This is a genomic window from Actinomadura sp. GC306, from assembly GCF_004348665.1.
GTDB lineage: Bacteria > Actinomycetota > Actinomycetes > Streptosporangiales > Streptosporangiaceae > Spirillospora.
Genome location: NZ_SMKM01000104.1, coordinates 1 through 20,258 on the forward strand (window position 1 = coordinate 1; position 20,258 = coordinate 20,258).

31 protein-coding genes are annotated in these 20,258 nt (G+C 68.7%); 30 read left to right on the forward strand and 1 reads right to left on the reverse strand.

What is annotated here, in order from left to right:
• The 30 genes from E1200_RS33745 to E1200_RS16685 form a co-directional block, all read left to right on the forward strand.
• Positions 1 to 1,181, forward strand: a 1,181-nt coding sequence (locus E1200_RS33745; RefSeq protein WP_165950337.1) for a hypothetical protein, incomplete at its 5' end; no start/stop codon positions are given.
• Between the two features lie 583 nt (positions 1,182 to 1,764).
• Complete coding sequence (rpsL, locus tag E1200_RS16545; RefSeq protein ID WP_131952923.1) at positions 1,765 to 2,139, forward strand: 30S ribosomal protein S12; 375 nt, start codon at positions 1,765 to 1,767, stop codon at positions 2,137 to 2,139.
• Complete coding sequence (rpsG, locus tag E1200_RS16550) at positions 2,139 to 2,609, forward strand: 30S ribosomal protein S7 (RefSeq protein WP_021597494.1); 471 nt, start codon at positions 2,139 to 2,141, stop codon at positions 2,607 to 2,609. Before rpsL ends, rpsG begins: the two co-directional genes overlap by 1 nt.
• A gap of 40 nt (positions 2,610 to 2,649) precedes the next feature.
• Positions 2,650 to 4,761 carry an elongation factor G gene (gene fusA, locus E1200_RS16555; protein WP_131952924.1) on the forward strand — a complete coding sequence of 704 codons (2,112 nt, stop codon included), beginning with the start codon at positions 2,650 to 2,652 and terminating at the stop codon, positions 4,759 to 4,761.
• A gap of 81 nt (positions 4,762 to 4,842) precedes the next feature.
• Positions 4,843 to 6,036, forward strand: a complete 1,194-nt coding sequence (tuf, locus tag E1200_RS16560; RefSeq protein ID WP_131952925.1) for an elongation factor Tu — start codon at positions 4,843 to 4,845, stop codon at positions 6,034 to 6,036.
• Between the two features lie 111 nt (positions 6,037 to 6,147).
• Positions 6,148 to 6,456 carry a 30S ribosomal protein S10 gene (gene rpsJ / locus E1200_RS16565; RefSeq protein WP_018657599.1) on the forward strand — a complete coding sequence of 103 codons (309 nt, stop codon included), beginning with the start codon at positions 6,148 to 6,150 and terminating at the stop codon, positions 6,454 to 6,456.
• Between the two features lie 15 nt (positions 6,457 to 6,471).
• A complete protein-coding gene (rplC, locus tag E1200_RS16570; protein WP_131952926.1) occupies positions 6,472 to 7,122 on the forward strand; it encodes a 50S ribosomal protein L3 in 651 nt (216 codons plus the stop codon).
• Complete coding sequence (rplD, locus tag E1200_RS16575; RefSeq protein WP_131952927.1) at positions 7,119 to 7,745, forward strand: 50S ribosomal protein L4; 627 nt, start codon at positions 7,119 to 7,121, stop codon at positions 7,743 to 7,745. Before rplC ends, rplD begins: the two co-directional genes overlap by 4 nt.
• Positions 7,746 to 7,757: 12 nt before the next feature.
• A complete protein-coding gene (gene rplW / locus E1200_RS16580; protein ID WP_131952928.1) occupies positions 7,758 to 8,057 on the forward strand; it encodes a 50S ribosomal protein L23 in 300 nt (99 codons plus the stop codon).
• A 42-nt stretch (positions 8,058 to 8,099) separates the two neighbouring features.
• Entirely contained in the window at positions 8,100 to 8,933 is an 834-nt protein-coding gene (rplB, locus tag E1200_RS16585) for a 50S ribosomal protein L2 (protein ID WP_131952929.1), read from the forward strand.
• 12 nt (positions 8,934 to 8,945) lie between these two features.
• On the forward strand, positions 8,946 to 9,227 hold the full coding sequence (gene rpsS, locus E1200_RS16590; RefSeq protein ID WP_131952930.1) for a 30S ribosomal protein S19: 282 nt from the start codon (positions 8,946 to 8,948) through the stop codon (positions 9,225 to 9,227).
• 31 nt (positions 9,228 to 9,258) lie between these two features.
• A complete protein-coding gene (gene rplV / locus E1200_RS16595) occupies positions 9,259 to 9,642 on the forward strand; it encodes a 50S ribosomal protein L22 (protein ID WP_131952931.1) in 384 nt (127 codons plus the stop codon).
• A complete protein-coding gene (gene rpsC, locus E1200_RS16600; protein ID WP_131952932.1) occupies positions 9,642 to 10,505 on the forward strand; it encodes a 30S ribosomal protein S3 in 864 nt (287 codons plus the stop codon). The genes rplV and rpsC overlap by 1 nt, the downstream gene beginning before the upstream one ends.
• Before the next feature lie 7 nt (positions 10,506 to 10,512).
• Positions 10,513 to 10,932 carry a 50S ribosomal protein L16 gene (gene rplP, locus E1200_RS16605; RefSeq protein ID WP_131952933.1) on the forward strand — a complete coding sequence of 140 codons (420 nt, stop codon included), beginning with the start codon at positions 10,513 to 10,515 and terminating at the stop codon, positions 10,930 to 10,932.
• Positions 10,932 to 11,171 carry a 50S ribosomal protein L29 gene (gene rpmC / locus E1200_RS16610; RefSeq protein ID WP_131952934.1) on the forward strand — a complete coding sequence of 80 codons (240 nt, stop codon included), beginning with the start codon at positions 10,932 to 10,934 and terminating at the stop codon, positions 11,169 to 11,171. The genes rplP and rpmC overlap by 1 nt, the downstream gene beginning before the upstream one ends.
• Positions 11,168 to 11,461 carry a 30S ribosomal protein S17 gene (gene rpsQ, locus E1200_RS16615; RefSeq protein WP_131952935.1) on the forward strand — a complete coding sequence of 98 codons (294 nt, stop codon included), beginning with the start codon at positions 11,168 to 11,170 and terminating at the stop codon, positions 11,459 to 11,461. The genes rpmC and rpsQ overlap by 4 nt, the downstream gene beginning before the upstream one ends.
• 72 nt (positions 11,462 to 11,533) lie before the next feature.
• Entirely contained in the window at positions 11,534 to 11,902 is a 369-nt protein-coding gene (gene rplN, locus E1200_RS16620; protein WP_131952936.1) for a 50S ribosomal protein L14, read from the forward strand.
• On the forward strand, positions 11,902 to 12,210 hold the full coding sequence (gene rplX, locus E1200_RS16625; protein ID WP_131952937.1) for a 50S ribosomal protein L24: 309 nt from the start codon (positions 11,902 to 11,904) through the stop codon (positions 12,208 to 12,210). The genes rplN and rplX overlap by 1 nt, the downstream gene beginning before the upstream one ends.
• A gap of 5 nt (positions 12,211 to 12,215) precedes the next feature.
• Positions 12,216 to 12,791, forward strand: a complete 576-nt coding sequence (gene rplE / locus E1200_RS16630; protein WP_131952938.1) for a 50S ribosomal protein L5 — start codon at positions 12,216 to 12,218, stop codon at positions 12,789 to 12,791.
• A gap of 4 nt (positions 12,792 to 12,795) precedes the next feature.
• Positions 12,796 to 12,981, forward strand: coding sequence for a type Z 30S ribosomal protein S14 (locus tag E1200_RS16635; RefSeq protein WP_131876394.1), 186 nt, complete (start codon positions 12,796 to 12,798; stop codon positions 12,979 to 12,981).
• Positions 12,982 to 13,122: 141 nt separating this feature from the next.
• Positions 13,123 to 13,521 carry a 30S ribosomal protein S8 gene (rpsH, locus tag E1200_RS16640; protein ID WP_131952939.1) on the forward strand — a complete coding sequence of 133 codons (399 nt, stop codon included), beginning with the start codon at positions 13,123 to 13,125 and terminating at the stop codon, positions 13,519 to 13,521.
• Positions 13,522 to 13,536: 15 nt separating this feature from the next.
• Complete coding sequence (rplF, locus tag E1200_RS16645; RefSeq protein WP_131952940.1) at positions 13,537 to 14,073, forward strand: 50S ribosomal protein L6; 537 nt, start codon at positions 13,537 to 13,539, stop codon at positions 14,071 to 14,073.
• A gap of 2 nt (positions 14,074 to 14,075) precedes the next feature.
• On the forward strand, positions 14,076 to 14,462 hold the full coding sequence (gene rplR, locus E1200_RS16650; RefSeq protein ID WP_131952941.1) for a 50S ribosomal protein L18: 387 nt from the start codon (positions 14,076 to 14,078) through the stop codon (positions 14,460 to 14,462).
• 34 nt (positions 14,463 to 14,496) lie between these two features.
• Positions 14,497 to 15,120: a 30S ribosomal protein S5 gene (rpsE, locus tag E1200_RS16655; protein WP_131952947.1), complete on the forward strand. Its 624-nt coding sequence runs from the start codon at positions 14,497 to 14,499 to the stop codon at positions 15,118 to 15,120.
• Positions 15,117 to 15,299, forward strand: a complete 183-nt coding sequence (gene rpmD, locus E1200_RS16660) for a 50S ribosomal protein L30 (RefSeq protein ID WP_021596720.1) — start codon at positions 15,117 to 15,119, stop codon at positions 15,297 to 15,299. The genes rpsE and rpmD overlap by 4 nt, the downstream gene beginning before the upstream one ends.
• Position 15,300: 1 nt before the next feature.
• On the forward strand, positions 15,301 to 15,798 hold the full coding sequence (rplO, locus tag E1200_RS16665; protein WP_131952942.1) for a 50S ribosomal protein L15: 498 nt from the start codon (positions 15,301 to 15,303) through the stop codon (positions 15,796 to 15,798).
• Between the two features lie 230 nt (positions 15,799 to 16,028).
• Positions 16,029 to 17,324 carry a preprotein translocase subunit SecY gene (secY, locus tag E1200_RS16670; protein WP_131952948.1) on the forward strand — a complete coding sequence of 432 codons (1,296 nt, stop codon included), beginning with the start codon at positions 16,029 to 16,031 and terminating at the stop codon, positions 17,322 to 17,324.
• Positions 17,324 to 17,974, forward strand: coding sequence for an adenylate kinase (locus E1200_RS16675; protein ID WP_131952943.1), 651 nt, complete (start codon positions 17,324 to 17,326; stop codon positions 17,972 to 17,974). The genes secY and E1200_RS16675 overlap by 1 nt, the downstream gene beginning before the upstream one ends.
• A 78-nt stretch (positions 17,975 to 18,052) precedes the next feature.
• Positions 18,053 to 18,889, forward strand: a complete 837-nt coding sequence (gene map, locus E1200_RS16680; protein WP_131952944.1) for a type I methionyl aminopeptidase — start codon at positions 18,053 to 18,055, stop codon at positions 18,887 to 18,889.
• Positions 18,890 to 19,002: 113 nt separating this feature from the next.
• Positions 19,003 to 19,446, forward strand: coding sequence for a DUF1707 domain-containing protein (locus tag E1200_RS16685; RefSeq protein WP_131952945.1), 444 nt, complete (start codon positions 19,003 to 19,005; stop codon positions 19,444 to 19,446).
• A 21-nt stretch (positions 19,447 to 19,467) separates the two neighbouring features.
• On the opposite strand, the gene E1200_RS16690 is transcribed toward E1200_RS16685, so the two are convergent.
• The coding region (locus tag E1200_RS16690; RefSeq protein ID WP_131952946.1) for a phosphodiesterase at positions 19,468 to 20,258 on the reverse strand (791 nt) is incomplete at its 5' end.

Consider the following 20,258-nt stretch of genomic DNA (forward strand, 5'->3'; position numbering starts at 1 on the left):
CCCCCGGCGGCTACCCGCCCCCGCACGACCAGTACGTCCCGCCGGGCGAGCAGCCCCAGTACGGGCAGCCCCAGCCCGGTTACGGCCGGCAGCCCGAGCAGCCCCAGTACGGCCAGCAGCCGCCGCCGTACGGGCAGCAGCCCGGGTACCCGCAGCAGCCGATGCACGGCGCGCCCCAGGAGCAGCAGCCGCAGTACGGGCAGCCCCAGTACGGCGCGCCCGCCGAGCAGGCGCCGCAGCAGCCCGACCAGTCCGAGGACCGCACGCTCATCGTCCCCGGCCCCGGCGCCGCCGCGCCGGAGGGGGAGCGGCAGCGGCCCGCCGTGGACGACCAGGCGACGCTGCACTGGTCGCCCGGCACCGACATCCCGGTCGCCACCGGCCCCGAGCGCAAGCAGGAGGCCCCGGCCGAGCCGTGGCAGGCGCCGACGCCGCCGGCCACGCCCGAGCCCTGGTCGCCCGAGTCGGCGCAGTCCGGCCAGTCCGGCCAGCCTGGTCAGGCCGGTCAGCCCGCTCAGGTCGACAGCGAGCGGACGATGATGGTGCCGCCGCCCGAGTCCGGGTACGGCGCGGGCTCGCAGCCGACCGGCAACCCCGTCGAGGACCTGTACCGTCCCCCGGCCGAGGCCGGCGGCGGCGTCGAGGACTCGCGGGCGACCGAGGTGTTCGACCCGTCCCAGGGCCGCGCCGAGTCGCCGGGCGGGGCAGACCAGCAGGTCGGGGCCGAGCACACCCGGATGGACATCGGCCAGCAGCAGTGGGGGCAGCAGCCCCAGCAGCAGCCGGGTCAGCAGCAGCCCGGCCAGCAGCAGCCCGGCCAGCAGTACGGGCAGCAGCAGTACGGCGGGCACCCCGGCCAGCCGGGCGAGCAACAGCAACAGCAGCAGCAGTACGGGCAGCAGCCCTACGGCCAGCAGGCACAGCAGCAGGGGTACGGCCAGCAGTACGGCCAGCCCGGTGAGCAGCAGGCCGGCCACCAGCAGTACGGTCAGCAGCAGCCCTACGGACAGCCCGGCCAGCCGGCGCAGTATGGTCAGCAGGGGCAGTACGGCCAGCAGCCCGGCTACGGGACGGGTGAGGAGGCCAAGGGCAAGGGCAGCAAGAACATGCTCCTGCTCATCGGCGGGGTCGTCGCCGTGGTGGTCATCCTCGTGGTCGTGATCGTGACCTTCGTCCTTTAAGGGCCGGAACGACGGTCTGGACCGGTGTAAAAGCCGGTCCATGTCTTCCCCAACTGCGGGGACGTAGGACACAATGCCGACGGGTCTTCCCGTTTCACCGGCGGGAACATCCGCGGGCGTCCGGGCGTTGGAATCCCCGGCGAGGCAGGCGTTCCGTGCCTCGCGGGGTTGCGCCGGAGACGGCCTGCCTGTAGTGCGTTCCTGATTTTGCACTTTGGCCCGCCGGTCGGTAACCTCTTCACTTGTGCCCGCTGTGCGCGGGTGGCTATGCGTGTGCGTCGGCGAGGCCCAGTAGCCCAGCCCCAGCGCCGCATCCAATGGGTCTTTTTCGTCGTCGGTGGGCGTGGCGGTCTTTCGGCCGCCGGGTCGCCGGACGGAAGGGACTCGACTCCCCGGCTTAGTTCGGCCCCTTTTGGGCCGGGCGGTCTGTGTCGGTTTCGCGCGGTTGTACTTCCGTGGGGTGGCGACACGCCCGACCGCGTGGGTCGGAGAGGTCGGGAAACCGGCAGGTCACAGCCTCGCCTGAGGTGGTGATTGCAGCGATGAAGACTTACCGGCTCGGTACGAGGAAGACGGAGACGCGGTGCCCACGATCCAGCAGCTGGTCCGAAAGGGCCGGACGGACAAGGTGACCAAGAACAAGACGCCCGCGCTGAAGGAGAGCCCCCAGCGGCGGGGCGTCTGCACGCGCGTCTACACCACGACGCCCAAGAAGCCGAACTCCGCGCTGCGCAAGGTCGCCCGTGTCCGGCTGACCAGCGGGATCGAGGTCACGGCCTACATCCCCGGAGTCGGGCACAACCTCCAGGAGCACTCGATCGTGCTCGTGCGCGGCGGACGTGTGAAGGACCTCCCGGGTGTTCGCTACAAGATCATCCGCGGTTCGCTCGACACCCAGGGCGTTCGGAACCGCAAGCAGGCGCGCAGCAAGTACGGCGCGAAGAAGGAGAAGAGCTGATGCCGCGCAAGGGCCCCGCTGGCAAGCGCCAGCTGATCGCTGACCCGGTGTACAACTCCCCGCTGGTCACCGCGCTCATCAACAAGATTCTCCTGGACGGCAAGCGTTCGATCGCGCAGAGCATCGTGTACGACGCCCTGGAGGGCGCCCGCGAGAAGACCGGCAACGACCCGGTCGTCACGCTCAAGCGCGCGCTCGACAACGTCAAGCCCACCCTGGAGGTCCGCAGCCGCCGCGTCGGCGGTGCGACCTACCAGGTTCCCGTCGAGGTGCGGCCGGCCCGCAGCACCACGCTCGCCCTGCGGTGGCTGGTGGTGTACGCCCGGCAGCGCCGTGAGAAGACCATGACCGAGCGGCTGATGAACGAGCTGCTCGACGCCAGCAACGGTCTTGGCGCGTCTGTCAAGAAGCGCGAGGACACGCACAAGATGGCGGAGTCCAACAAGGCCTTCGCCCACTACCGCTGGTAACCCCGGCGGAACTGCAACGACGAGACGACGCGAGGACCCAGTGGCTACCAAAACCGGTGTAGACCTGGCCAAGGTCCGCAACATCGGGATCATGGCCCATATCGACGCGGGCAAGACGACGACGACCGAGCGCATCCTGTTCTACACGGGGATGAGCTACAAGATCGGCGAGACCCACGACGGCGCGGCCACCATGGACTGGATGGAGCAGGAGCAGGAGCGGGGGATCACCATCACCTCCGCCGCCACCACCTGCCACTGGTCCGTGAACGACGACGACCACACGATCAACATCATCGACACCCCGGGGCACGTCGACTTCACCGTCGAGGTGGAGCGCAACCTGCGGGTGCTCGACGGTGCCGTCGCGGTGTTCGACGGCGTCGCCGGTGTGGAGCCCCAGTCCGAGACGGTGTGGCGCCAGGCCGACCGCTACGGCGTGCCGCGCATGTGCTTCGTCAACAAGATGGACCGTGTCGGCGCCGAGTTCCACCGCTGCGTCGACATGATCGAGAACCGGCTCAACGCGACCCCGCTGCCGCTGCAGCTGCCGATCGGCGCCGAGGCCGACTTCAAGGGCGTCATCGACCTCGTGACGATGAAGGCCCTCGTCTGGAACGAAGAGGCCAAGCTCGGCGAGATGTACGACGTCGTCGACATCCCCGACACGCACGCCGACACGGCGCGGGAGTACCACGACAAGCTGGTCGAGACGCTCGCCGAGAACGACGACGACATCATGGAGCTGTACCTGGAGGGTGAGGAGCCCACCGTGGAGCAGCTCCACGCCGGCATCCGCCGCGCGACGGTCGCCGCCAAGCTCACCCCGGTGCTGCTCGGCACGGCCTTCAAGAACAAGGGCGTGCAGCCGCTCCTGGACGCGATCGTCCGCTACCTCCCCTCGCCGCTGGACATCGAGGCCATCGAGGGCCACGCCGTCCGCGACGAGGAGCAGGCGCTCACGCGCAAGCCGAGCGAGGAGGAGCCGTTCTCCGCGCTCGCGTTCAAGATCATGAGCGACCCGCACCTCGGCAAGCTCACCTTCGTGCGCGTGTACTCGGGCGTGATGGAGTCCGGCGCGAACGTGATGAACTCCGTCAAGGAGCGCAAGGAGCGCATCGGCAAGATCTACCGGATGCACGCCAACAAGCGCACCGAGATCGAGCGCGCGGGCGCCGGCGACATCGTCGCGGTGATGGGCCTCAAGCAGACCACCACCGGCGAGACGCTGTGCGATGACAAGCACCCGATCGTGCTGGAGTCGATGAACTTTCCGGCTCCGGTCATCCACGTCGCGATCGAGCCGAAGACCAAGGCCGACCAGCAGAAGCTGGGCACCGCGATCCAGCGGCTGGCCGAGGAGGACCCGTCCTTCACGGTCCGCACCGACGAGGACACCGGCCAGACCGTGATCTCCGGCATGGGCGAGCTCCACCTGGAGATCCTCGTCGACCGGATGAAGCGCGAGTTCAAGGTCGACGCCAACGTCGGCAAGCCGCAGGTCGCCTACCGCGAGACCATCTCGCGGAAGGTCGAGAAGGTCGAGTACACCCACAAGAAGCAGACGGGCGGCTCCGGCCAGTTCGGCCGCGTGATCATCGACCTGGAGCCGCTCGGCGGCGGGTCGGACGGCTACGAGTTCGTGAACAAGGTCACCGGCGGCCGCATCCCGCGGGAGTACATCCCGTCGGTCGACGCGGGCTGCCAGGAGGCCGCCGAGTTCGGTGTCCTCGCCGGCTACCCGATGGTGGGCGTCAAGGTCACCCTGCAGGACGGCGCCTACCACGAGGTCGACTCCTCGGAGATGGCGTTCAAGGTCGCCGGTTCCATGGCGTTCAAGGAGGCCGCCCGCAAGGCGTCCCCCACGCTGCTGGAGCCGATGATGGCGGTCGAGGTCACCACGCCCGAGGACAACATGGGCGACGTGATCGGCGACCTCAACAGCCGCCGCGGTCAGGTCCAGTCCATGGACGAGCGGCACGGCATGCGCGTCATCAAGGCGCTCGTGCCCCTGTCCGAGATGTTCGGCTACGTGGGTGATCTGCGCAGCAAGACCCAGGGCCGGGCTGTCTTCACCATGCAGTTCGACTCCTACGCGGAGGTTCCCTCGAACGTCGCGCAGGAGATCATCGCCAAGGCGCGGGGCGAGTAAGACCCGGGCCTGCCCACAGATCACCAGGACCTACATCGAAGCGGTCGTCTAACGGCCGAGGATCGCAACAAGGAGCAACCAGTGGCGAAGGCCAAGTTCGAGCGGACGAAGCCGCACGTGAACATCGGCACCATTGGACACATCGACCACGGTAAGACCACGCTTACCGCGGCGATCACCAAGGTGCTCCACGACAAGTACCCGGACCTCAACCCCTTCACGCCGTTCGAGGACATCGACAAGGCGCCGGAGGAGCGCGAGCGCGGCATCACGATCTCGATCTCGCACGTCGAGTACCAGACCGAGGCCCGCCACTACGCGCACGTCGACTGCCCGGGGCACGCCGACTACATCAAGAACATGATCACCGGTGCGGCGCAGATGGACGGCGCCATCCTGGTGGTCGCCGCGACCGACGGCCCGATGCCGCAGACCAAGGAGCACGTGCTCCTGGCCCGCCAGGTCGGCGTCCCCTACATCGTCGTCGCGCTGAACAAGTGCGACATGGTGGACGACGAGGAGATCCTGGAGCTCGTCGAGCTCGAGGTCCGCGAGCTGCTCACCGAGTACGAGTTCCCGGGTGACGACGTCCCGGTCGTGCGGGTGTCCGCCTACCAGGCGCTGCAGGGCGACGAGGCGTGGTCCGAGAAGATCGTCGAGCTGATGACGGCCGTCGACGAGAACGTGCCGGAGCCGGTGCGCGACATCGACAAGCCGTTCCTGATGCCGATCGAGGACGTCTTCTCGATCACCGGCCGCGGCACGGTCGTCACCGGCCGCGTCGAGCGCGGTGTCGTGAACGTCAACGAGACCGTCGACATCATCGGCATCAAGGAGAAGTCGACGACCACCACGGTCACCGGCGTCGAGATGTTCCGCAAGCTGCTCGACCAGGGCCAGGCGGGCGACAACGTCGGCCTGCTCCTGCGCGGCATCAAGCGCGAGGACGTCGAGCGCGGCCAGTGCGTCATCAAGCCGGGCACGACCACCCCGCACACCGAGTTCGAGGCGCAGGTCTACATCCTGTCCAAGGACGAGGGCGGGCGGCACACGCCGTTCTTCAACAACTACCGTCCGCAGTTCTACTTCCGGACCACGGACGTGACCGGCGTCGTGACCCTCCCCGAGGGCACCGAGATGGTCATGCCGAGCGACAACACCGAGATGAAGGTCGAGCTGATCCAGCCGGTCGCCATGGAGGAGGGCCTGAAGTTCGCCATCCGCGAGGGTGGCCGGACCGTCGGCTCGGGTCGCGTCACGAAGATCATCAAGTAACACGCTCGTAGTCGCGGCGGCCCGGCCGCCGGGGAAACCCGAAGCCGGGCCGCCGCACCACGATCACCCGAAGAAAACAGCGGCACTACAGCAAAGGACACCGAGGCCACCATGGCGGGACAGAAGATCCGCATCCGGCTCAAGGCCTACGACCACGAGGTCATCGACACCTCCGCGAAGAAGATCGTTGAGACGGTGACGCGGACGGGCGCCAAGGTCGCGGGCCCGGTGCCGCTGCCGACCGAGAAGAACGTGTACTGCGTCATCCGCTCGCCGCACAAGTACAAGGACAGCCGCGAGCACTTCGAGATGCGCACGCACAAGCGGTTGATCGACATCATCGACCCGACGCCGAAGACGGTCGACTCGCTCATGCGGCTCGACCTTCCCGCCGGCGTCGACATCGAGATCAAGCTCTAAGGGACGCACCGAGAGATGAGTAAGCAGAGGAAGGGCGTCCTGGGCGAGAAGCTCGGCATGACCCAGGTCTTCGACGATGAGGGCCGGATCGTTCCGGTGACCGTCGTCCAGGCCGGGCCGTGTGTCGTCACCCAGATCCGCGACCAGGAGAAGGACGGCTACACCGCCGTCCAGCTCGGGTTCGGGCAGATCGACCCGCGCAAGGTGAACAAGCCGCGCACGGGTCACTTCGAGAAGGCCGGCGTCACGCCGCGCCGCTACCTCGTCGAACTGCGGGCCGACGACACCACCGAGTACGAACTCGGCCAGGAGATCACCGCCAGCGTCTTCGAGGCCGGCCAGAAGATCGACGTCACCGGTACGAGCAAGGGCAAGGGCACCGCGGGTGTCATGAAGCGCCACGGCTTCCACGGCCTCGGCGCCTCGCACGGCACCCAGCGCAAGCACCGCTCGCCGGGCTCGATCGGCGGCTGCGCGACCCCCGGTCGCGTCTTCAAGGGCCTCCGCATGGCGGGACGGCACGGCAACGCCCGCACCACCGTGCAGAACCTGACCGTCCACGCCGTCGACGCGGAGAAGAACCTGCTGCTGATCAAGGGCGCGGTTCCCGGTCCCAACGGCGGCGTTGTGCTGGTCCGCGACGCAGTGAAGGGGACGGGCAAGTGACCTCCAAGCTCGACATCGACCTGCCCGCCGAGGTCTTCGACGCGAAGACCAGCGTGCCGCTGATCCACCAGGTCGTGGTGGCGCAGCTGGCCGCGGCCCGGCAGGGCACGCACGCGACCAAGAGCCGCGGCGACGTCCGCGGCGGCGGCCGCAAGCCGTACCGGCAGAAGGGCACCGGCCGCGCCCGGCAGGGCTCGATCCGCGCGCCGCAGTTCGCCGGCGGCGGCATCGTGCACGGTCCCCAGCCGCGTGACTACAGCCAGAAGACGCCCAAGAAGATGAAGGCCGCCGCGCTGCGCGGCGCACTGTCGGACCGCGCCCGGTACGGCCGGGTCCACGTGGTCGACAACCTCATCGAGGGCGACGCCCCCAAGACGAAGACGGCGCTCAGGGCCCTGCGCACAGTGCTTTCCGAAGCGCACGGAGCGGGCACCGAGGCCAAGCGCGTGCTCGTGGTCCTGGACCGCGAGGACGAGCTGACCTGGAAGAGCCTGCGCAACGAGCCGAGCGTGCACGTGCTCGTCTCCGACCAGCTCAACACCTACGACGTGCTGGTGAACGACGACGTCGTCTTCACGAAGGCGGCGTACGACGAGTTCATCTCGCGCGCGGCGAAGAAGTAAGGAGGGTCTGCCGTGAACAAGATCGCCGACCCCCGCGACGTCATCATCGCGCCGGTCGTCTCGGAGAAGAGCTACGGGCTGCTGGACGAGAACAAGTACACGTTCATCGTCCGCCCGGACGCCAACAAGACGCAGATCAAGCAGGCCGTCGAGGCGGTGTTCGGGGTCAAGGTGACCAGCGTGAACACGCTCAACCGGCCGGGCAAGCGCAAGCGCACGCGGTTCGGCTACGGCAAGCGCAAGGACACCAAGCGCGCCATCGTCAGCCTTGCCGAGGGCGAGCGGATCGACATCTTCGGCGGCACGGCCTGACGGCCGGCGCCCCGGAGAACAGACAAGGGATGAACGAATAAGATGGGCATCCGTAACTACAAGCCGACGACTCCGGGTCGTCGCGGCTCCAGCGTGGCCGACTTCGTCGAGATCACGCGCGACGAGCCGGAGAAGTCGCTGCTGCGTCCGCTCCCCAAGAAGGGCGGCCGCAACAACCACGGCCGCATCACGACCCGGCACCAGGGCGGCGGGCACAAGCGCGCCTACCGCGTGATCGACTTCCGTCGCCACGACAAGGACGGCGTCCCGGCGAAGGTCGCGCACATCGAGTACGACCCGAACCGCACCGCGCGCATCGCGCTGCTGCACTACGTGGACGGCGAGAAGCGCTACATCCTCGCCCCCCGCGGCCTGAAGCAGGGCGACCGCGTCGAGAACGGGCCGGGCGCGGACATCAAGCCGGGCAACTGCCTGCCGCTGCGCAACATCCCGACCGGTACCGTCCTGCACGCCATCGAGCTGCGGCCCGGCGGCGGCGCCAAGATCGCCCGCAGTGCGGGCGCCGGCGTCCAGCTGCTGGCCAAGGAGGGCAAGTACGCCACGCTGCGCATGCCGTCCGGCGAGATGCGGATGGTGGACGTGCGCTGCCGCGCGACGGTCGGCGAGGTCGGCAACGCCGAGCAGTCGAACATCAGCTGGGGCAAGGCCGGCCGCATGCGGTGGAAGGGCAAGCGCCCGACCGTCCGCGGCGTGGCCATGAACCCGATCGACCACCCGCACGGTGGTGGTGAGGGCAAGACCTCCGGTGGTCGGCACCCGGTGAACCCGGCCGGTAAGAAGGAAGGCCGCACTCGACAGGCGAACAAGTCGAGCGACCGGCTGATCGTCCGTCGTCGCAGCAAGAAGAAGCGGTAGGAGTCGCTCGTCATGCCACGTAGCCTTAAGAAGGGCCCGTTCGTGGACGACCACCTCATGAAGAAGGTGGAGGTCCAGAACGAGAAGGGCACCAAGAACGTCATCAAGACGTGGTCGCGGCGCTCCATGATCGTGCCGGACATGATCGGTCACACGATCGCCGTGCACGACGGCCGCAAGCACGTCCCGGTGTTCATCACCGACGCGATGGTGGGGCACAAGCTCGGCGAGTTCGCGCCGACGCGCACGTTCCGCAGCCATGTGAAGGAAGACCGCCGCAGCAGGCGCGGCTGAGCAGTAGATCGTACGGAGAGAGGGAACAGCGATGGAAGCCAGGGCCCAGGCGCGGTTCGTCCGCGTCACGCCCATGAAGGCCCGCCGCGTGGTGGACCTCATCCGCGGCCTGCCAGCCGCGGAGGCACAGGCGGTGCTGCGGTTCGCCCCCCAGGCCGCGAGTGAGCCGGTGGGCAAGGTGCTGGCGAGTGCCATCGCCAACGCCGAGCACAACTTCAAGCTCGACTCGGACACGCTCGTCGTGAGCCGTGCGTGGGTGGACGAGGGGCCGACGCTCAAGCGCTTCCGGCCGCGCGCCCAGGGCCGGGCCTACCGCATCAACAAGCGCACGAGCCACATCACCGTGGTCGTGGAGTCGCGCGATGAAGCCGCGTCGGCGGCCGGCGGCGGTAAGAAGACGAGGAGGGCCCGGTAGTGGGTCAGAAGATCAACCCGCACGGGTTCCGGCTCGGCATCACCACCGACCACAAGTCCGTGTGGTTCGCCGACAAGCTCTACAAGGACTACGTCAAGGAAGACGTCCAGATCCGGCGCATGCTGCAGAAGGGCATGGACCGGGCGGGCATCTCCAAGGTGGAGATCGAGCGGACCCGTGACCGTGTCGAGGTCAACATCCACACCGCCCGGCCGGGCATCGTCATCGGCCGCCGCGGCGCGGAGGCCGAGCGCCTCCGCGGCGACCTGGAGAAGCTGACCGGCAAGCAGGTCCGGCTGAACATCCTCGAGGTGAAGAACCCCGAGATCGACGCGCAGCTCGTCGCGCAGGGCGTGGCCGAGCAGCTGTCCAGCCGGGTCGCGTTCCGCCGCGCCATGCGCAAGGCGATCCAGTCGGCGATGAAGTCCGGCGCCAAGGGCATCAAGGTGCAGTGCGGCGGCCGCCTCGGCGGCGCCGAGATGTCGCGGTCGGAGTTCTACCGCGAGGGCCAGGTCCCGCTGCACACGCTGCGCGCCGACATCGACTACGGCTTCTACGAGGCCCGGACGACGTTCGGCCGCATCGGCGTCAAGGTGTGGATCTACAAGGGCGAGGCCGCGGCGACCCGCGCCGAGCGCGAGCAGCAGGCCGCGCAGCAGCGCGCGGCCGGTGGCGGCGGCGGCCGTGAGCGTCGCGGTGACCGCCGTGGCGGCGGCGGCCGCGGTGGCCGTGGCGGCCGCGGCGGCGAGCGCGCCGGCGGCGGTGGCGGCGGCGAGCGCGGTGGCGCGCCGAAGCAGCAGCAGCAGAGTTCCGAGCAGCCGGCGCAGACGGCCGAGACTGCTCCGCAGGGTGAGGGGAGCTGAGTAACCCATGCTGATCCCTCGCAAGGTCAAGCACCGCAAGCAGCACCACCCGAAGCGGCGCGGCATGGCCAAGGGCGGCACCCGGGTGACGTTCGGTGAGTACGGCATCCAGGCCATCGAGGGCGCGTACGTGACCAACCGGCAGATCGAGGCCGCGCGTATCGCGATGACCCGCCACATCAAGCGCGGTGGCAAGGTCTGGATCAACATCTTCCCGGACCGGCCGCTGACCAAGAAGCCCGCCGAGACCCGCATGGGTTCCGGCAAGGGCTCGGTCGAGTGGTGGGTGGCCAACGTCAAGCCCGGACGCGTGATGTTCGAGCTGTCGTACCCCAACGAAGAGGTCGCCCGCGCCGCCCTGATGCGTGCGATCCACAAGCTCCCCATGAAGTGCAAGATCGTCAAGCGGGAAGTGGGTGAGGGCTGATGGCCAAGGGACTGACGGCCGACGACCTGCGGACCGAGACCGAGGACGTCCTGGTCACCAAGCTCAAGGAGGCCAAGGAGGAGCTGTTCAACCTCCGCTTCCAGGCCGCCACCGGCCAGCTTGAGAGCCACGGGCGGCTGCGCACCGTGAAGCGCGAGATCGCCCGCATCTACACCGTGATGCGGGAGCGCGAGCTCGGCATCGTCACGGTCGAGGACGCCGCGGAGGACAACGAATGACCGAGCAGACGACCGAGCAGGCGACGGAGCAGACCGAGAAGCGGCCGAGCCGCAAGGTCCTTGAGGGCCTCGTGGTCAGCGACAAGATGGACAAGACCGTGGTCGTGTCCGTCGAGGACCGCGTGACCCACCGCAGGTACCACAAGGTGATCCGCCGCACGAAGAACTACAAGGCGCACGACGAGGCCAACGAGTGTGGCGTCGGCGACCGCGTCCGTCTCATGGAGACCCGGCCGCTGTCGGCCACCAAGCGGTGGCGCGTGGTCGAGATCCTCGAGAAGGCCAAGTAATTACTGGTTCCACCAGGCTGATCGCCCGCCCCGGGCGGGCGATCAGAACCGGTGTGACGAACAGGAGTCAACGTGATCCAGCAGGAGTCGCGACTCAAGGTCGCCGACAACACGGGTGCGAAGGAGATCCTCTGCATCCGCGTTCTCGGCGGCTCGGGTAGGCGCTACGCGGGAGTCGGCGACATCATCGTCGCGACGGTGAAGGACGCCCTTCCCGCCGCCGGCGTGAAGAAGGGTGACATCGTCAAGGCCGTCGTCGTGCGCACCCGCAAGGAGCGCCGGCGCCCCGACGGCTCCTACATCCGCTTCGACGAGAACGCCGCCGTGCTCATCAAGGACGGCGGGGACCCCCGCGGCACCCGAATCTTCGGCCCGGTGGGTCGTGAACTGCGCGAGAAGAAGTTCATGCGCATCATCTCGCTCGCGCCGGAGGTGCTCTGATGAAGATCCGCAAGGGCGACGAGGTCATCGTCCTCGCCGGCAAGGACAAGGGCGCGACGGGCAAGGTCCTGCGCGTCTACCCGAGCCGGGAGCGCGTGGTCGTCGAGGGCGTCAACCTCATCACCAAGAACATCAAGGCCGACCAGCAGCGTGCCGGACGGGACAGCGGCCGCGTCACGATGGAGGCGCCGCTGCACGTCAGCAACGTCGCCATCGTCGAGGACGGCAAGCCGGTACGGGTCGGATACCGCATCAACGAGGACGGCACGAAGGTTCGGATCTCGCGCCGTAGCGGTAAGGAGATCTAGGACCCATGACCGACACCGCCACCGAGCGTCCCGTCCCCAAGCCGCGGCTCAAGCTCCGCTACCGCGAGGAGATCGCGGGCCAGATGCGCGAGCAGTTCGGCTACGCCAACGTCATGCAGATCCCCACGCTGACCAAGATCGTGGTCAACATGGGCGTCGGCGACGCGGCGCGGGACGCCAAGCTGATCGACGGCGCGATCCGCGACCTGACGCTGATCACCGGCCAGAAGCCGGCCGTCAACCGGGCCAAGAAGTCCATCGCGCAGTTCAAGCTGCGCGAGGGCATGCCGATCGGCGCGCACGCCACGCTGCGCGGCGACCGGATGTGGGAGTTCCTGGACCGGCTCCTGTCGACGGCGCTGCCCCGCATCCGCGACTTCCGCGGCCTGTCGCCGAAGCAGTTCGACGGCAACGGCAACTACACCTTCGGACTGACCGAGCAGGTCATGTTCCACGAGGTCGACCCGGACAAGGTCGACCGGCAGCGGGGCATGGACATCACGGTCGTGACGACCGCGAAGACCGACGACGAGGGCCGGGCGCTGCTCAAGCTCCTGGGCTTCCCCTTCAAGGAGAACTGAGCAAATGGCGAAGAAGTCGCTGATCGCCAAGGCGGCGCGCAAGCCGAAGTTCGGTGTGCGCGGCTACACGCGGTGCTCGCGCTGCGGGCGCCCGCGCTCCGTCTACCGGAAGTTCGGCCTGTGCCGCGTGTGCTTCCGGGAGATGGCCCACCGCGGCGAGCTGCCCGGCATCACGAAGTCCAGCTGGTGACCGCTTCCCCGGGCCGCGTCCCGGGGGCGGGCTCCGGCCAGTAATAACCGATCGGGCATCCGCGAGGGTGCCCATGACCGCGCCGAAGGTCCACGGGCCGCATCATCCCGAGGAAACCGCGGCGAGGAGGGCCAGCAGGCCATGACGATGACCGACCCGATCGCAGACATGCTGACGCGTCTGCGGAACGCGAATTCGGCGTACCACGACTCAGTGGCCATGCCGTACTCGAAGATCAAGGCGCACATCGCCGAGATCCTCCAGCAGGAGGGCTACATCACGGGCTGGACCGTGGAGGACGCCGAGGTCGGCAAGAAGCTCGTGATCGAGCTCAAGTTCGGTCCGACCCGCGAGCGTTCGATCGCCGGCATCAAGCGCGTCTCGAAGCCGGGTCTGCGCGTGTACGCGAAGAAGGACAACCTGCCCCGGGTCCTCGGCGGACTGGGCGTCGCGATCATCTCGACGTCCTCCGGACTGATGACCGACCGGCAGGCGGGCAAGCGCGGCGTGGGCGGCGAAGTCCTCGCCTACGTGTGGTGAGGGGAGGGTTCTGCAATGTCTCGAATCGGACGTAACCCCATCACCGTTCCCAGCGGTGTCGAGGTGAGCATCGACGGCCGCGAGGTCACCGTCAAGGGGCCGAAGGGCACGCTGTCGCACACCGTCGCCGAGCCCATCGAGGTGAAGCTCGAGGACGGCACGCTGAGCGTGAGCCGCCCGAACGACCTCAACAAGGTGCGGGGCCTGCACGGGCTCACCCGCACGCTGATCAACAACATGGTCGTCGGGGTCACCGACGGCTACAAGAAGACGCTGGTCATCCAGGGCGTCGGCTACCGCGTGGCGGCCAAGGGCAAGAACCTCGAGTTCTCGCTCGGGTACAGCCACCCGATCCTCGTCGAGCCGCCGGAGGGCATCTCCTTCACGGTGGAGCGGCCGACCCAGCTGGTCGTCGAGGGCATCGACAAGCAGAAGGTCGGCGAGGTCGCCGCCAACATCCGCAAGCTGCGCAAGCCCGACCCGTACAAGGGCAAGGGCGTGCGGTACGAGGGTGAGTACATCCGCCGCAAGGTCGGAAAGGCTGGTAAGTAGGCATGGCAGGCACGAAGACCCTCGCCGGCAAGGCCACGACGCGGCGAGCGCTCTCGCGCAGGCGCCGGCACCTGCGGGTCCGCAAGAAGGTCCTCGGCAGTGCCGCGCGGCCTCGCCTGGTCGTGACCCGCTCCAACAAGCACGTGTTCGTCCAGGTCATCGACGACGACAAGGGCCACACGCTGGCCAGCGCGTCGACGATGGAGGTGGACCTGCGCGCCGACTCCGGCGACAAGACGGCCAAGTCCCGCAAGGTCGGCGAGCTGATCGCCCGCCGGGCCCAGGACGCCGGCGTCTCCGCGGTCGTCTTCGACCGCGGCGGCAACAAGTACCACGGCCGCATCGCCGCCGTCGCGGAGGGTGCGCGCGAAGGGGGCCTGCAAGTCTGATGGCCGCCCGGGACAAGGCAAACGAGAGGAACCACTGATGGCAGCGCAGAGGCGTGGTGGCGGTCAGGGTGGCGACCGTCGCGATCGCCGCGACGACCGCCGCGGTGGCGCCGACAAGGGCCAGTCGTACATCGAGAAGGTCGTGGCGATCAACCGTGTCGCCAAGGTCGTCAAGGGCGGGCGGCGCTTCAGCTTCACCGCCCTGGTGATCGTCGGTGACGGCAACGGCACCGTCGGCGTCGGCTACGGCAAGGCCAAGGAGGTGCCCGCGGCGATCGCCAAGGGCGTCGAGGAGGCCAAGAAGCACTTCTTCAAGGTGCCGCGGATCCAGGGCACCATCCCGCACCTGGTGCAGGCGCGGGACGCGGCGGGCGAGGTCCTGCTGCGTCCGGCGAGCCCCGGTACCGGTGTGATCGCGGGTGGCCCGGTCCGCGCCGTCCTGGAGGCCGCCGGCATCCAGGACGTGCTGAGCAAGTCGCTGGGCAGCGACAACGCGATCAACATCGTGCACGCCACGATCGCGGGCCTCAAGGCGCTGAAGCGCCCCGAGGAGATCGCGGCCAAGCGCGGCCTGCCGATCGAGGACGTCGCCCCCGCGGCCATGCTGCGGGCCCGCGCCGCGGGCAGCGAGCCGAGGCCGGAGGTCGCGAGCTCATGAGCAACCTGAAGATCACCCAGACCAAGTCGGTGATCAGCGAGAAGCAGAACCAGCGTGACACGCTGCGCACCCTCGGCCTGAAGAAGATCGGGCAGAGCGTGGTCCGCGAGGACCGCCCCGAGGTGCTCGGCATGATCCGGACGGTGGCGCACCTGGTCACCGTCGAGGAGGTCGACTGACATGGCGGCTGATCTCGGCAAGAAGGACGACGCCGCGGGGACCGGCACCGAGGGCGGTGCGCCGCTGAAGGTGCACGACCTGCGGCCGGCTCCCGGCGCCAACCGTGCCAAGACCCGCAAGGGCCGCGGCGAGGCGTCCAAGGGCAAGACCGCGGGCCGCGGCACCAAGGGCACCAAGGCCCGCAGCACCGTGCCCGTCGGTTTCGAGGGCGGCCAGATGCCGCTGATCCGCCGGGTGCCGAAGCTCAAGGGCTTCAAGAACCCGAACCGGGTCGAGTTCCAGGTCGTGAACCTGGACCGGCTCGCCGAGCTCTACCCCGAGGGCGGCGAGGTCACGGCGGAGGACCTGGCGGCGAAGGGCGCGGTGCGCCGCGGTCGGCCGGTCAAGGTCCTCGGCTCGGGCGACATCTCCGTCGCGGTCCAGGTGAAGGCGCACGCCTTTTCCGGATCCGCGAAGGAAAAGATCGCGGCCGCCGGTGGAACCGCCGACGAGCTGTAGAAAGAGACACCTTCGATGCCGGGGCCGTGTTCGCCTTGCGCCGGGGGCCGTGAGGTCCTCACAGCGGGCGGGACGGCCCCGGTGTCATCTGCTGTTAGAGTCACACGGGCGGAGGTGCTCCGCGTGAGATTCCACACTCCGGGTTTCTCAGCCGGTATCCTCCGCCAGGACTCATGGACCTGTAACCGGCCCTCGGCGGCCATGAACTCGCCAGTCACGCAGGAGGAATGGTGCTGACCGCGTTCGCTCGGGCTTTCCGTACGCCTGACCTGCGTAAAAAGCTGCTCTTCACGTTGTTCATCATCCTGGTGTTCCGGCTCGGGTCGATCGTCCCGACGCCGAACGTGAACGTCAGCGTGCTGAAAGAGACCGCCGATGCGGCCAAGGAGAGCAACCAGCTCTACGGCCTTGTCGACCTGTTCAGCGGCGGCGCGCTGCTGCAGCTGTCGGTCTTCGCCCTGGGCATCATGCCCTACATCACGGCGAGCATCATTCTCCAGTTGCTCACGGTCGTGATCCCCCGGCTGGAGGCCCTCAAGAAAGAGGGGCAGTCCGGCACGACGAAGATCACCCAGTACACCCGTTACCTGACGGTGGGGCTGGCGATCCTGCAGGCGACCGGCATCGTCGCGATGGCGAGCACCGGCCAGCTGTTCCAGGGAGTCTCCGGCGCCAACGACATCCTCTACGAGACGACCATGTTCCCCATCATCATGATGGTGGTCGTCATGGTGGCCGGCACGACCGTGATCATGTGGCTGGGCGAGCTGATCACCGACCGCGGGGTCGGCAACGGCATGTCGCTGCTGATCTTCACGCAGGTCGTGGCCGTCTTCCCCGCCCAGTTCTGGGGCATCTTCAAGGCCAAGGGCGGCTTCATCTTCGCGGTGGTGCTCGTCGTCGGCCTGGCGATCATGGCCGGTGTCGTGTTCGTCGAGCAGGCGCAGCGGCGCATCCCCGTCCAGTACGCCAAGCGGATGGTCGGGCGGCGGATGTACGGCGGCACCTCGACCTACATCCCGCTGAAGGTCAACCAGGCCGGCATCATCCCGATCATCTTCGCGTCGTCGCTGATCTACCTGCCCGTCCTGGCGACGCAGCTGTGGCCGGACACCAAGTGGCTGCAGAAGGTCCAGCCGTACCTCCAGCAGGACAACGCCTGGCACATGGCGGCCTACTTCGCGCTGATCATCTTCTTCACCTACTTCTACGTGGCGATCACCTTCAACCCCACTGAAGTCGCCGACAACATGAAGAAGTATGGTGGTTTCATCCCAGGTATCCGCCCTGGCCGGCCGACCGCCGAATACCTCGACTTCGTGCTGACCAGGATCACCACACCCGGTGCCGTGTACCTGGGGCTCGTGTCCTTGATTCCGATGGTGGCGTTCGCACTCCTGAACGCGACCCAGGAGTTCCCCTTCGGTGGCGCGAGCATCCTCATCATCGTCGGCGTCGGACTGGATACCGTGAAGCAGATCGAAAGTCAGCTGCAGCAGCGCAACTACGAGGGTTTCCTGCGGTAGTGCGTATCGTCCTGGTGGGCCCCCCGGGTGCGGGCAAGGGGACGCAGGCCCAGTACATCGCATCTCATCTGTCCATCCCGAAGATCTCGACAGGTGACATCTTCCGCGCCAACGTCAGCGGCGGCACCGAGCTCGGACGGCAGGCCAAGCAGTACATGGACCGCGGCGACCTGGTCCCCGACGAGGTGACGATCGCGATGGTCCGCGACCGCCTCGCCGAGGACGACGCCCGGGACGGGTTCCTGCTGGACGGCTTCCCGCGCAACGTGCCCCAGGCCGAGACGCTGAAGAAGATCCTCGCCGAGTGGGACGCCCGGCTCGACATCGTGCTGGAGCTGGTCGTCGACGAGGACGAGGTCGTTCGGCGGCTGTCGGGCCGGCGCACCTGCGACCGCTGCGGGCGCATCTGGCACGTCGACTTCGACGACAAGCAGGACGACATCTGCGACGACTGCGGCGGTCACCTGTTCCAGCGCGACGACGACAAGGAAGAGGTCGTCATGCACCGGCTGGAGGTCTACAAGCAGGACACGGCCCCGCTGGTGCAGTTCTACGCCGACGAGAACATCCTGGTCGGCATCGACGCGACCGGCCCGGTCGAGGAGGTCACCAAGCGCGCGCTGACCGCCCTGCGCCCGCTGGAGAAGTGACCCCCGCCGGGTAAGTGAGCGAGGGCGGGGTCCCGGTTCCGGTGGAGCCGGGCCCGCCGGAGAAGTGAGGGCGGGACGATGTTCAAGCGGCGCAGGCCCGCGATCCAGGTGAAGACCGCGGAGCAGCTGGAGCTGATGCGCGCGGCCGGGCTGCTGGTCGGCCGGACCCTTGAGGTCCTGCGGGCGGCGGTCCGGCCGGGGATCACCACCCTGGACCTGGACCGGATCGCCGAGCGGCACATCCGCGACAACGGCGGCGTGCCGTCGTTCAAGGGCTACCACGGCTTCACCGGCACGATCTGCGCGTCGATCAACGAGGAGATCGTGCACGGCATCCCGAACGGCGGGAAGGTGCTGCGGGACGGCGACGTCATCTCCATCGACTGCGGCGCGATCGTCGAGGGCTGGCACGGCGACGCGGCGATCACCGTCCCGGTGGGAGAGATCACCGCGGAGCTCCGGCGGCTGCTGGAGGTGACCGAGGCGTCCCTGTGGCACGGTCTCGCGGCCGGACGCGCCGGGGCCAGGCTCACGGACATGTCGCACGCGATCGAGGCTCACATTCGCTCTGAGGGCGCCTACGGCATCGTCGAGGGCTACGGCGGGCACGGCATCGGCACCGAGATGCACATGGACCCGCTCATCCCGAACCACGGCGCGCCGGGCCACGGGCCCGTGCTGGAGCCGGGGATGTGCTTCGCGGTCGAGCCGATGGTGAACCTCGGCACGAAGGACACCGTGGAGCTGGACGACGGCTGGACGGTCGTCACGCTCGACGGGCGCTCGTCGGCGCACTTCGAGCACACGTTCGCGGTCACGCCCGAGGGGCCCCGCGTGCTGACGGCGATCGACGAGGGCCGGGAGTGGTTCGGCAGGCTCGGCGTCGAGGCGTACGCCACGGCTTCCGGGAAGTAGCCGGCGCCCGGCGGGAACCGACCTCCGCTCGGGAGGCCCGCACCGGATTCGTCCCTCCATAATGGGAAGCGGAGCTTCTGGCTGAGTGGAGCTTCTGGCTGAGCGGAGGAACGATGGCGCCGAACCCTGACATCCGGGCCTCGGACGCCGACCGTGACCGGGTGGCGGCGAGCCTGCGCGAGCACTGCGGCGAGGGCCGGATCACGATGGACGAGCTGCACGAGCGGCTTGAGGCCGTGTACGAGGCCAAGACCATCGGGCAGTTGCAGGAGGTCACCGCCGACCTGCCCGAGGAGGACCTCTACCAGCTTCCCGTCCCCGCGTCGCAGCTGAAGAGCACCGACCTGGCGGCCGGTGCGTCGCGGGTGCCGGAGGTGTCGCAGCACCGGGCGATGTGGGCGGCGTGGGCGTCGGTCAGTGCGATCAACATCACGATCTGGCTGATCATCGCGGTGACGAGCGGCTGGGTCTACCCGTGGTGGATCTGGGTCGCGGGCCCCTGGGGCGCGATGCTCCTGGTCGGCACGCTGTTCGGCGGCGGCCGCCGGAACGACTGACGGACCGGGCGGCGCCGGGGGTCACTCCACGTCCATCAGGGGCCGGTAGTTCCCGGTCGGGACGAAGTGGGTCGTGGCGGTGCCGTCGTCCTCGACGAGGTGGATGGCGAAGCCCGCCGGTTCTCCGGTGACGGCGGCCCGGCCCGGCTGCGTCAGGTCGAGGAAGAGCTGCCGGTAGGTGCTGGGGCACGTGGTGCTGACGGTCCCCGCGAGCGAGCCGACCGAGCCGCGGTGCACGTGCCCGGAGATCACCCGCACCACCTGCCGGTGCCTGGTGAGGACGTCCGCGAACCCGGCGGGGTCGATGAACCGCATCTCGTCGATGAACCGGATCCCGATGGGGAACGGCGGGTGGTGGGTGGCCACGACCGTCGGCGTGCCGGGGGCGGCGGCGAGGGTCGCGTCGAGCCAGGCGAGGCGCTCCGTGCTCATGTGCCCGTGGGGGTGGCCGTCGACGATGGTGTCGCAGCAGACGAGCCGCACGCCCGCCACGTCCACCGCGTACTGGACGGGCTCGTCCGGGTCGGCCCCGCCCGCGGCCACCGCGGGATGGTCGTTGAAGACCTTGCGAAGCTCTCCGCGGTCGTCGTGGTTGCCGGGCATCGGGTAGACGGGCATCGGCAGCGGCGACAGCAGCGCGTGCAGCCGGGCGTACTCGGCGTGCCGGCCGCCGTCGGCGAGGTCGCCGGTGAGGACGACGGCGTCGGGCCGGGCGGGCAGCGAGAGCAGGCTCGACACGGCGGCCCGCAGGGCGCGCACCGGCCCGGAGCCGTCGTCCACCTGACCGTCGCGGCCGGCCGCCAGGTGGACAT

Bases quoted from the DNA above. Each gene is read 5' to 3' on its own strand.
- rpsS (WP_131952930.1), top strand. From the start codon at position 8,946: ATGCCACGTAGCCTTAAGAAGGGCCCGTTCGTGGACGACCACCTCATG.
- rplB (WP_131952929.1), top strand. From the start codon at position 8,100: ATGGGCATCCGTAACTACAAGCCGACGACTCCGGGTCGTCGCGGCTCC.
- rplF (WP_131952940.1), top strand. From the start codon at position 13,537: ATGTCTCGAATCGGACGTAACCCCATCACCGTTCCCAGCGGTGTCGAG.
- rpsJ (WP_018657599.1), top strand. From the start codon at position 6,148: ATGGCGGGACAGAAGATCCGCATCCGGCTCAAGGCCTACGACCACGAG.
- rplR (WP_131952941.1), top strand. From the start codon at position 14,076: ATGGCAGGCACGAAGACCCTCGCCGGCAAGGCCACGACGCGGCGAGCG.
- rpsH (WP_131952939.1), top strand. From the start codon at position 13,123: ATGACGATGACCGACCCGATCGCAGACATGCTGACGCGTCTGCGGAAC.
- rplC (WP_131952926.1), top strand. From the start codon at position 6,472: ATGAGTAAGCAGAGGAAGGGCGTCCTGGGCGAGAAGCTCGGCATGACC.
- rplX (WP_131952937.1), top strand. From the start codon at position 11,902: ATGAAGATCCGCAAGGGCGACGAGGTCATCGTCCTCGCCGGCAAGGAC.
- rplO (WP_131952942.1), top strand. From the start codon at position 15,301: ATGGCGGCTGATCTCGGCAAGAAGGACGACGCCGCGGGGACCGGCACC.
- E1200_RS16635 (WP_131876394.1), top strand. From the start codon at position 12,796: ATGGCGAAGAAGTCGCTGATCGCCAAGGCGGCGCGCAAGCCGAAGTTC.
- rpmC (WP_131952934.1), top strand. From the start codon at position 10,932: ATGGCCAAGGGACTGACGGCCGACGACCTGCGGACCGAGACCGAGGAC.
- E1200_RS16685 (WP_131952945.1), top strand. From the start codon at position 19,003: ATGGCGCCGAACCCTGACATCCGGGCCTCGGACGCCGACCGTGACCGG.
- rplV (WP_131952931.1), top strand. From the start codon at position 9,259: ATGGAAGCCAGGGCCCAGGCGCGGTTCGTCCGCGTCACGCCCATGAAG.
- rplE (WP_131952938.1), top strand. From the start codon at position 12,216: ATGACCGACACCGCCACCGAGCGTCCCGTCCCCAAGCCGCGGCTCAAG.
- map (WP_131952944.1), top strand. From the start codon at position 18,053: ATGTTCAAGCGGCGCAGGCCCGCGATCCAGGTGAAGACCGCGGAGCAG.
- rpsG (WP_021597494.1), top strand. From the start codon at position 2,139: ATGCCGCGCAAGGGCCCCGCTGGCAAGCGCCAGCTGATCGCTGACCCG.
- rpmD (WP_021596720.1), top strand. From the start codon at position 15,117: ATGAGCAACCTGAAGATCACCCAGACCAAGTCGGTGATCAGCGAGAAG.
- rpsQ (WP_131952935.1), top strand. From the start codon at position 11,168: ATGACCGAGCAGACGACCGAGCAGGCGACGGAGCAGACCGAGAAGCGG.
- rplP (WP_131952933.1), top strand. From the start codon at position 10,513: ATGCTGATCCCTCGCAAGGTCAAGCACCGCAAGCAGCACCACCCGAAG.